This is a genomic window from Stenotrophomonas sp. STEN021, assembly GCF_056760175.1.
Map to the genome: position 1 here is coordinate 21148 of NZ_JBRREH010000053.1, position 11659 is coordinate 32806.

An 11659-nucleotide genomic window follows, 5' to 3' on the forward strand; every position below is an offset into this window, starting at 1 on the left:
TGATTGACTATCGGTGTCATTCGGCCGCCGCTGTCCCTTTGGTTGCCCGTGTTACCGTCCTCCAATGTCCTTCAGACAATGGTTTCCGCCCTGTTTGCTCCCTGTTGCAGTGCAAGATGCTCCCTCTTCACGCAGCTGTTACTTTCCGTTTTGACCAGCGGTGTCATCCAGCGGAAAGCACAAGCCGGAGCCACTGCATCGCATGCAAACCTTGGAGAGGGGAAGCACATGAATCCACGTAACTCGCAGAAAAAGACACCGGTTACCTTGCTCGCGTTGGGGATCAGTTTGGCCCTGCAGGCTGGCGTTGCCATGGCCCAGGATGCAGCTGCGCCGGCCACTGGCGGCACCGCCGCCACCGAACTGGATGCGGTGACCGTCACCGGTTATCGCGCCAGCGTGGAAAAGGCGCTGGACATCAAGCGCGGCGAAGCCGGCGTGGTCGATGCCATCGTTGCCGAGGACATCGGCAAGTTCCCGGACAGCAACCTGGCCGAGTCGCTGCAGCGCATTCCCGGCGTGGTGATCACCCGTGACGGTGGCGAAGGCCGCAACATCTCGGTGCGTGGTCTGGGCCCAGACTTCACCCGCGTGCGCATCAACGGCCTGGAAGCGCTGAGCACCGTCGGCAGCAGTGACGGCCAGGGCGGTACCAACCGCGGCCGTGGTTTCGATTTCAACGTATTCGCCGCTGACCTGTTCACCCAGCTGATCGCGCGCAAGACCGCATCAGCCGACGTTGAAGAAGGGTCGCTGGGCGCCACCGTCGACCTGCGTACCGCACGTCCGTTCGACTATGACGGCCTGACCATCGTCAGCAACGTGCAGGCCTCGTACAACGATGCCTCCGAGTCGGCGATGCCGCGTTTTGCCGGCTTGATCGCCAACAGCTGGGCCGATGGCAAGTTCGGTGCACTGCTGTCGGTTGCTTACTCCGAGCGTGAGACCGTGGAAGAAGGTAGCGGTACCGTGCGCTGGGCCGGCGGCACCACCAATGGTGGCTTCAATGCCGCCTCGCCGTTCAAGGATGCCTTGAAGGCAGATGTTTATTCGCCGCGCTTCCCGCGCTACACGCTGATGGAGCACGACCAGAAGCGTCTGGGCGTGACCGGTGCGCTGCAGTTCAAGCCCAGCGACCGCACCACCTTCAGCTTGGATGCGCTGTACTCCAAGATCGACGCCAAGCGCGATGAGAAGTACATCGAGGCCAACGGCCTGAGCAAGTCGTCAAACGATGGCAAGAAGGAAATCATCGTCAACAACGGCGAAGTGCGCAACGGCGCGCTGGTCTATGCGGAAATGGACAACGTCGATATCCGCGCTGAAAACCGCCACGACGAGTGGACCACCGAGTTCTACCAGGTCAGCCTGGACGGCGAACACCGCCTGACCGACAACTTCACCATCACCGGCAAGGTGGGTACCTCGCGCTCCAAGCACGACAACCCGATCCAGGCCACCATCATGATGGACAAGCTCAACGTCAAAGGTTACAGCTACGACTACCGTGGCAACCCGAACAAGCCGGTCTTCAACTACGGCGTCAGCCCGACCGACCCCACTGGTTGGACGTTGTCCACTATCCGTCTGCGTGAGAACTATGTCACCAACGATTTCGACACAGGTCAGCTGGAGTTCTCTTGGGTGATCGGCCCGTCTTTCACTCTGGAAGGCGGTGTGCAGGCCAAGAACTTCAGCTTCGACTCAATGGAGCGCCGTCGCGTCGGCAACGAAACCGCCGTGCCGACCTTCAACGGCAGCAAGATCGTGCCGGTCAACATGACCGAGCTGGCCAGCCTCAACGGCATGTCCGGTTCGCCGGGCAAATGGGTGGTGCCGAACTTCAACGGCATCGTCAATGAGTTTGATGTGCTCAGCGGCGAAGGCATCTATGCGCTGGTGGACTATGCTGCCAGCATCCGCAGTGTGCAGGAGCAGGATCGCGGCGGTTGGTTGATGGGCAAGTTTGGCTTCGACATCGGTTCGGTACCGGTCAGTGGCAATATCGGCGCGCGCTACGTCAAGACCAAACAGACCTCCAGCGGTGTCGCTTCGGCAAGTGGCACGCCGGTCAATACCACGGTCAGCCGTGAGTACAACGACTTCCTGCCGTCCTTGAACCTGGTGGCGGAAATCACCCCGGACTTCCTGATCCGCTTCGGCGCGGCCAAGGTGATGTCGCGGCCGGGTCTGGGCAGTCTGACTCCAGGCGTGAATGTCAGCGTCAGCGGCAGCGCGCGCACGGTAAGTGGCGGGAACCCGATGTTGGACCCTGTACGTGCCAAGACCGCCGATCTCGGCTTTGAGTGGTACTTTGAAGAAGGCGCGATGCTCGGTGTCGGCCTGTTCTACAAGAAGCTGGAGAGCTTCATCCAGCCGACCAAGGAAAGCCGTTTGTATTCAAGCAGCGGTCTGCCGGCCAGCCTGCTCGAAAACCTCAACGCTACCGTTGATGACGAGTTTGTGTTCAGCACCCCGGTCAACACTCCCGGTGGTGACCTGACCGGGGTGGAATTCAACTACACCCAGCCGTTCACCTTCCTGCCGGGCAAGTGGGCCAACTTCGGCACGCAACTCAACTACACCTACGTCGAGTCGAAGATCCAGTACGTGACTGCCGGTGGTGTCATGGCCCAGAAGGACGACCTGACCGGTCTGTCACGCAACGCCTGGAATGCCACCTTGTTCTATGAAGGCTCCAGCTGGTCCGGCCGCGTGTCGGCGACCAACCGCGACGATTACCTGATTCTGGTGCCGGGTACCGAAGCTGGCTTCGATAGCAAGGGCCTCGGCGTGCACGGCCAGAGCGGCACCACCTTCGTTGATGCGTCCATCCACTACCGCATCAGTGACCAGCTGGAAATCAGCCTGGAAGGCGCCAACCTGACCAACGAAGCACAGGAATCGTGGGTGTCCAACCCGTCGGTATCGTTGCCGCTGGAATACAGCGAAACCGGCCGCCAGTTCACCCTGGGCCTGCGTTACAAGTTCTGATAGCCGCACTTTGGCAGGGGCCGGATCGCACTCTCTCCGCAGCTCCGCCCCTGCCCTTTCATCCTCCGCAGGCCATGGTCATGCCATGGCCTGACGGCTGTCCACGAGTGGTCGTAACCGCCTGACAGCACGTCGGAAGTACTCGCCAGGGACATCCCCACACCCCTTTCAATCCGCTTGATTCCCCGTTCGGGGAAGGAGCCCACCGCATGGATCGTAAGCGCCGTTTTGGAAAGACACCGGTTACCTTGTTGGCAACCGCCATTGCTTCGGTATTGACCGCTCCCCTCGCCTTCGCCCAGTCCGCACCTGCGGCGGCCGAGGCCACCCAGCTGGATGCAGTGAACGTCACTGGCTACCGCCAGAGCCTGCAGAAATCGCTGGACGAAAAGCGTTACACCACCGAACAGGTGGACGCGATCTTCGCCGAGGACATCGGCAAGTTCCCCGACCAGAATCTTGCCGAGTCGCTGCAGCGCATTGCCGGCGTATCGATTGATCGCGAAGGCGGCGAAGGCCAGCGCATCTCGATCCGTGGCCTGGGCGCGGACTTCACCCGCGTCCGCCTCAACGGCCTGGAAGCATTGGCCACCGCCGGCAACGGCAGCAGCGGCGTCAACCGCAGCCGCGGCTTCGATTTCAATACCTTTGCCTCCGAGCTCTTCAGCCAGGTCAAGGTCAACAAGACCCAGTCGGCGCAGATGGATGAGGGCTCGTTGGGTTCAACCGTGGATCTGCGTGGCTCGCGACCGTTTGATTTCGCCGGTTTCCAGGCCTCGGCATCGGCACAGGCCGGTTACGGCGAGCTGTCGGAAAAGTTTGATCCACGCTTCTCCGGCCTGATCAGCAACACCTGGGCCGATGGCCGTTTTGGTGCGCTGCTGTCCGGCTCCTACAGCAAGCGCACCGTCTACGAGGAAGGCTACAACCCGGTACGTTGGGAACACGGCAATCACCGCAATTCCAATCAGTCCACCGCTGCAAACAACGGCACCTACGGCTTCTGCTCACCGGTAGGCTACGACCCGCAGACGCCGCGCAATCCAGCCTCCAATGAAACCGCCGCCGGCAGTGGCAGCCAGGCCAACCAGGACCGCAACAACGGCTGGGGCAGCTACGGCATCAGCAAGACCCATTGCGGCAACGGTTTGCCGCGCCCGGCCAATACGCCGGAGAACATTGCTGCTTACGAGACTGCCACCAATGCCTGGATTCCGCGTTATCCGCGTTATATCCGCACCGAGCATGAAATCGAGCGGCTGGGTGTAACCGGCGCCTTCCAGTTCCGGGTATCCGACGACACCCTGCTCAGCTTCGATGCGATGTATTCCAGGCTGGACAAGGATCAGCGCGAAGATTCCCTGGGTGCCAATCTGCACCGCGCCGCCAACCTCGGCGGCAAGACCCAGATCGTGGTGCGCGAGGCCGAAGTGGATGCGCAGAACCGCCTGATCTATGGCGTGTTCGACAATGTCGATTTCCGCACCGAGTCCAGCCTGATCGAGGAATCGACCACGTTCCAGCAGTACAGCCTGAACCTGGAACATCACTTCAACGATGCGGTGAAGATGGAGGCCGTGCTCGGCCATTCCAGTTCCGACTACGAGCGCCCGGTGTTCTCATTGGTGAGCTTTGACAACAGCAATGTCGATGGCTTCGTGATGGACATGCGCAATGGTGGTGGCATGCCCAACATGACCTTGCCGTTTGCCTTGAACGACCCGGCGGCATGGTCGTGGTTGGGTTATGGCGCGGTGCCGGTCAACAGCAATGGCACTGCACGTGGCAGCAACATCAGCGAAGTGCGGCTGAACCCGAGCTACGTCAACAACGCCTTCGACACCGCCAAGATCGACCTGCAGTTCAACATCAACCCGACCTTCACCCTGCGTACCGGCCTTGCCTACAAGGACTACGACATGGAGTCGGAGGAATACCGCCACATCAGCTACGGCCGCCTGGCCCAGGCCTTGCCGGCCGGGGTTACCGTCGGTGACCTGAGCACCACGCTGACCGGCTTCGGCAAGAACCTGTCCGGCAATGTGCCGAACGGTTGGCTGATCCCGGACTTCGGCAAGATCGCTGAGCTGCTCAACATCAACTGCAACTGTGACACGGGCGTGCAGGGCGGTGATTACCGTCTGGCCGGCGTCGGTCACTTCGGTGCTTCCAACAACAACTTCGAGGTCAACGAGCGCAGCCTCGGTGGCTACCTGCAGTTGGACTTCAACACCGAACTGTGGGATCGCGCCTTCCGCGGCAATCTCGGCGTGCGCGTGGTCAATACCCAGATCAGCGCTTCGGGCTGGGCGCCGTGCAACGCAGCTGCATCAGGCAACAACTCGGCCAACTGCGAATCGTTCTTCGGCGTCGCCAGTGCGACGGCTGCCGCTGGTGAGCGCTCGCTGGTGCGCTCGGTGGTCAACCACAGCTACCAGGACGTGCTGCCGTCGCTGAACCTGGCTTGGGACGTGGCCGAGAACGTGGTGCTGCGTTTCGGCGCAGCCAAGACCATGGCACGACCGACGCTTGCCTACCTGTCACCCAGCGTCAGCGGTGGCCCCACTGGTTACTTTGATGATGGCCGCGTGTTCGCGATCAACCTTGGCAATCCCAAGCTCGATCCGTTCCGTTCGACCAACTACGACCTGAGTGCGGAATGGTACTTCGGTGATGGCGGCTTGCTGTCGGCTGCATTGTTCTACAAGGACATCGACAGCTACGTGCAGCGCACCCGCCTGCTGACCACCTGGGGTGACATGGGCTACTCGCTGGACCTGCTGCCGGCCGGCTTCACCGCCGACACCGTGTTCAACGTGCAGAGCTACTACAACACCCCGGGCGGCCCGCTGAAGGGCTACGAGTTGAGCTACCAGCAGCCGTTTACCTTCCTGCCCGGCATCTGGAGCAAGTTCGGCATCCAGCTCAACTACACGCACGTGGAGTCGAGCATCAAATACATGTTCAGCTCGGCCGGCAACAGCAATACCAGCATCACCACCACCTTCACCGACAACGATCTGGTCAACCTGTCGCCGAATTCGTACAACGCCACTTTGTACTATGACGACGGCAAGTTCAGCGCCCGTGTTTCCACCAGTTACCGCGACGGCTACATCGGCGAGATCCTCAGCCAGGAAAGCGTCTGGGACCTGGACGGCAACCAGTTTGCAACGCCGGATGTGACCGGCAAGAACAGCGTGCGCAACGTCGACTTCAACATGTCGTACAAGGTCAACAAGAAGCTGTCGCTGACCTTCGAGGCGATCAACCTGCTCGACACGCCGGACCAGCGCTACGTGGATTCGGCACGGCAGATGGCCGACCGCTACACCGTGACCGGTCGCCAGTACTACGTCGGCGCCCGCTACAAGTTCTGAGATGGCGCGAGCGCAAGGCCAATGCAACAACACCGGGATGCCAGCACGCTGGCATCCCGGTGCACGCAGGAGGATGCGATGAGGCGTTTGTGGTTGTCGACCGCACTGGTGATCAGTGCGGGCTGTAGCTTCCAGCCGGCGCAGGCAGCCGCGCCGCGCACCGAGCCCGAAGCCGAGAACATGTTGCTGCTGCAGACCGCCTCGGGCGGCTGGTCCAAGCAGTACCAGGGCAAGGCGGTGGACTACCTGCGGGTGTTCAGCGCCGACGAGCGCGCAGCGTTGCAGGCCCCGGATCGGCTGGATGACGCCAACATCGACAACAAGTCGACCACGCGCGAGATCCGCCACCTGCTGCAGGTCTGGAAGGCCACCGGCAACGCCGCCTACCTGCGCGCCGCACAGCGTGGCGTGGACTACCTGCTGGCCGCGCAATACGCCAATGGCGGCTGGCCGCAGTACTACCCCGAGCGCTCGCTGTACCGCCACCAGATCACCTTCAACGACGACGCGATGACCCGCGTACTGGATCTGTTGCAGGACATCGCCGAAGACGCGCCTGCGGTCGCGGGCTTGCCGCCGGACTATGCGGACAAGGCCAACGCCGCCTTGCAGCGCGGTTTGCAGAACGTGCTGGCCACGCAGGTTCGCATGGACGGACGCTTGAGCATCTGGGCGGCGCAATACGACGAGGTCAGCCTGCAACCGGCCAAGGCGCGTTCCTACGAACTGCCGTCGCTGGCGGTATCCGAGTCGGTAGGCGTGCTGCGGCTGTTGATGCGCCAGCCCGAGCCTTCACCGCAGACCATCGAAGCCATTGAGGCCGGTCTGCAGTGGCTGCAGGTCAATGCCTTACCGGACCTGGCGATGCGCAAGGTCGAGGCACCGGAACAGCCCAGTGGCAAGGATGTCCTTGTAGAACCTTTGGCAGGCGCACGGCTGTGGGCACGCTTCTACGATCTGCAACAGGGGCGGCCGATGTTCGTCAATCGCGATGGCGAGCGTGTGGCGCGTTTCGCGGATATTCCGAACGAACGCCGGGTAGGTTATGCCTGGTATGGCGTGTGGCCGGAGCAGTTGCTGGTGCGGGAGTGGCCGAAGTGGGCGCAGCAGCATGGGCGAGAGCAACCCTCTCCCCAACCCCCGCTCCGCGCCCCGGCCCTCGCTCCAGCGCAAGGGCGTTCGTAGGGGCGCGAACCTTTGGTTCGCGAGCGCCCCTTCTCACCCCGGAGGGAGAGGGGCTAGCTGTTCCCTTCTCCCTCCGGGAGAAGGTGGCCCGAAGGGCCGGATGAGGGTAAGGCAGTTGCAGTCAACCGATTTGGAACGAGTTAGACAATGAACCAGAAAACCGTGTTGCGTCCCACCCACCTCGCCTGCGTGCTGAGCTTGTTGTTGGCACCGTTGAGCGCAGTCGCGCAGTCGCCTGAGCTGCTGTTCCGCGTATCGGCGGACAAGGGCTTCGTCGCCGACAGCGCACGCGGAGATGCGACGCCGAACTTCCAGGACAAGGTCAGCCTTGTCGACGATGGCGCGCATGGTCGTGCGATCCAATGGCAGGACGACGGCGTGCTGTCGTGGAACGCGCCCGGCAACATCCAGGCCGAGCGCGGCACCCTGTCCTTCTTCTGGCGCTCGCGTTATGCGGTGGGCGAAACCCCGTTCGTGATCTTCCGCGTCGGCTACGCCGACCACAGCAGCTGGGACATGGCCTGGCTGCGCATCGACTGGAACGGGCACGGCTTCGATGCCTTCGTCACCGATGCCAACCTTGCCCGCACCCGCGTCTCGTTCAAGCTCGACAAGAACCCGTCGCCCGAGCAATGGCAGCACATCACCTTTGCCTGGGACGAAGACAAGGGCGTCAAGTTGTTCATTGATGGCCGTGAAGTCGCCCAAGCAGCCACCACCGGCGACTACGACGCAGCGCTGGACCAGCTCGGCCTCGCCGGCCGGGTGATGGCGCCCTACCAGGTGCAGAGCCGCTACAACTTCCTGCGTGGCAGTGACTTCGACGAGATCCGTGTCTATGACCGCATGCTCGATGCTGCCGGCGTCGCTGCGCTTGCGCGCAATGCCGAGCCGCGTAGCGCCGAGAGCGGCAGCGCCTCGCAACGCGCCTGGTGGCACCGCTATGGCTGGGAAGGTGCCGCACCGCCGGCACTGAGCGCAGCGACCACAAGCATCCGCAAGGTCGAGTTCGCCGACGTAAAGGACAAGCTGCAGTGGATGTGGAAAGGCACCGATGGCATCGCCGAAACCACCTGGCCGGGCGTCTACAACCGCTCGCGCCTGCCCGGCCGCAATGATTACTTCCAGCTGCCGGACTGGAACACCTATGTGGAAGGTGGCCAGCAGCTGGACCTGACGGTTCCCGAAGGCGAACACATCAATCGCATCGAGATTCGCGGTGCCGCCTACGGCGAGCTGAAGGGCGCGGCCGGCACCCTGTTCAAGCGTCCGCAAGGCGTGGTGCGCAGCGTGGACAGCTTCGCCGACCAGGTCGGTGGCACCCTGCATTTCCACAACACCGCGCAGGAAACGCCGATCCAGGAAATCTGGGGCTACCAGGTCAGCGACGCGGCCGAGCCGGAAGGCACGGTCAAGCAGCGCTACCAGATCGACAGCAGCGTATTGCCGGATTACACCAATATCGCCAGCCTGCGCGACTACATCGACGGCCGCTTCGCGCCGGATGAGCGCAGCATGGTGATGGCGCTGCCCAAGGGCGCAGGCTCGCGCAAGCGCGCTGCCGACAGCCTGCCGGCCAAGCCGATGCCGATCGTGCACGTGCTGATTCCGTCCGGCGTCGGCGACGCACCGGCCGCACAGCCGCTGATCCGCAGCTGGGCGCACAGCTGGGAGAACATGTACGACGGCCTCGATGGTGTGGCGATCGATATCCCCGCATTGGACCTGCCGGCGACGCATGACGGTCTGATCCCGCTGAACATCCGCATCAAGGACCCGATCTGGCCGGCGCGCGACATGATCGACGTTTCGGTGTCGGTGAAGCCGGGTGAAGCGCGCACGCTGTGGCTGGACCTGCGCGACCGCATCCTCACCGCCGACAGCCTGTGGATCTCGGTGGCCTCGGCCGCGCCCGGCTTCAATGCCGCATCGTTGGACGGCGCCGAGGTGCGACTGGTGTTCAAGGAACGCAAGGAGGCGATCAAGCAGCACGTCGCAGATCGCTTCAACCAGGTGCGTGACAACTGGGGCTTCCTGGTCGAGGAGCACACCACCTCCAAGCGCCAGCGGCTGTACTCGCGCGTCTATGCTGATCTGAGTGATCTGCTGCGGGTCGATCCGGACCATGAACTCGGCCGCCTGTATTGGAATTACATCAGCTACAACAGCCAGGGCAAGCCACCGTTTGAACAGCCGCAGGCGCCGAAGGGCGTACCGTTGTGGGCGTTCCGCCAGGTTGAAGACCTGAAGTACGTGCGTCGCTTTGTCGACTGGTGGATCGAGAACCGTCAGGTCGCCTATGGTGATTTCGGCGGCGGCATTTCCGATGACAGCGACCTGACCCAGCAGTGGCCGGGACTGGCATTGATGGGCGTGGAGCCCGAGCGCCTGAACCGCTCGCTGACTGCGCTCTCCGATGCGGTTTATCGCAACGGCATGTTCTCCAACGGCCTGAGCACCATCGAGACCGATGAGCTGCACGCCTACGAGGAGGGCATCAATACCAACAGCGCGATGCTCTACCTCAACTGGGGCGATCCACTCACCGTCGAGCGCCTGATGGAGACGGTGAAGGCCTTCGACGAGTCCATCATCCTGCGCAACCCGCAGGGCAACCTGCTGTTCTCCAGCAACTGGTTTGGCGGCAACAAGGTTTATCGCGAGCCGAACTGGCAGTGGCAGAAGCCGTATTCGTTCCCGGCACTGCATCCGGCTTTCCTGATGGGTGAGTACAACGCCGATCCGACTGGCCGCAAACTGGTCACCGGCTTGGCTGATGGCTATCTGGCCCACGCCTACAAGGATGACAAGGGCCGCTTCACCCTGCCCAACGAGATCAACTGGGCCACCGGCAAGACCCGCGGCGGCGAGTTGAACCAGGGCTCGGGCAGCGGCGATCTGATGCACACCTTCTGGGCCGCGTGGCGCTGGACCGGCGATGCCAAGTACCTGCAGGCGCTGGACTACCGCGTTGTGCGTGGCGGGCCAGGCGTGCTGTCCAATCTCGGCGAGAACTATGTCGATGTGCTGGGCAGGCAGCAGGACTGGGGCAAGCAGTTGCTGGCCGACGCCGACAAGGGCGGCAGCGGCTTCGCCGCGATCAACGCCTGGCAGCAGACCGGTGACAAGAAGTACCTGGAAGCGCTGCACGCCGACGGCATCCAGGCCAAGGCGCAGCGCGAGTACATGAACACCGAAGGCCACTGGTGGAGCGACCGCGTCGAAGCGCCGAGCGAGTTCCTGCAGCGCCTGCGCCTGGGTGGCATCGGCCTGAAGCGCAACCAGAGCTGGCCCGGGCATACGGTGAGCTGGCAGTTCGCCCAGCCTGATGGTGCCGAGCAGGTCGCTTTGCTGGTGCATGCGCCGTCACGTGAGCGCTTCAAGGTGATTGCCTACAACCTCGGAAACACGCCACTCGACGCGACCATGACCGGCTGGAACATCGCCGCCGGTACCTGGCGGATCCGCAGTGGCGTGGATCGCGATGGCGATGATGTGATCGATGGCAAGGCGGAGGTTCGCGAGGTGTTGCTGGAGAAGAGCCTCGGTACGCGGCTGCGGTTCGCCCCGAAGCAGAACCAGGTATTCGAGTTCGAGCTGGTGACGCCGGGCACGCCGGTGGAAACGCGCGCGGACCTGGGCATTGGCCGTGGCGATCTGAAGATCGAGGGTGAGCGTGTGCTGTTGACCGTGCACAGCCTGGGGCATGTCGGGACTGGCGCTGGTTATGCAGTGCTTGAAGATGCGCGTGGTCGTGAAGTAGCGCGGGTTGCGGTGCCTGCATTGGAAGCGCCGTCGGATCTGTCGCCGCGGACGACGACGGTGGAGCTGCAGATGCCGGCCGGGTTCAAGCGCGAGGGCGCGAGCGTGCGGGTTGGCCTGGAAGGGGATGGGGCTGAGGTGACCAAGCTCAACAACCGCTTGCCGCTGCGGTGATTGTTCAAGTCCCTCTCCCAAAGGGAGAGGGACTTTGCTGACTGTAGTGGGGGGGGGGGGGGGGGGGGGGGGGGGGGGGGGGGGGGGGGCGGCCCCCCCCCCCGCGGCGCCGCCCGGGGGGGGGGGTTGGGGGGGGGGGGGGGGGGGGGGGCCCGCCCCCGCCA

4 protein-coding genes are annotated in these 11659 nt (G+C 63.1%); all 4 read left to right on the top strand.

Annotation, left to right across the window (positions count from 1 at the left end; translation table 11 throughout):
• The first annotated feature begins 228 nt into the window (after positions 1 to 228).
• The 4 genes from ACVOL0_RS12540 to ACVOL0_RS12555 all read left to right on the top strand — a co-directional run bounded on the left by ACVOL0_RS12540 (position 229) and on the right by ACVOL0_RS12555 (position 11495).
• Positions 229 to 2994 (top strand): TonB-dependent receptor, encoded by a 2766-nt coding sequence (locus ACVOL0_RS12540; RefSeq protein ID WP_481549407.1) that lies wholly within the window; start codon positions 229 to 231, stop codon positions 2992 to 2994.
• Between the two features lie 209 nt (positions 2995 to 3203).
• Positions 3204 to 6374: a TonB-dependent receptor gene (locus ACVOL0_RS12545; protein WP_481549408.1), complete on the top strand. Its 3171-nt coding sequence runs from the start codon at positions 3204 to 3206 to the stop codon at positions 6372 to 6374.
• Positions 6375 to 6452: 78 nt separating this feature from the next.
• A complete protein-coding gene (pelA, locus tag ACVOL0_RS12550; protein WP_481549409.1) occupies positions 6453 to 7559 on the top strand; it encodes a pectate lyase in 1107 nt (368 codons plus the stop codon).
• A 147-nt stretch (positions 7560 to 7706) separates the two neighbouring features.
• Complete coding sequence (locus tag ACVOL0_RS12555) at positions 7707 to 11495, top strand: LamG-like jellyroll fold domain-containing protein (RefSeq protein ID WP_481549410.1); 3789 nt, start codon at positions 7707 to 7709, stop codon at positions 11493 to 11495.
• Positions 11496 to 11659: the final 164 nt, after the last annotated feature.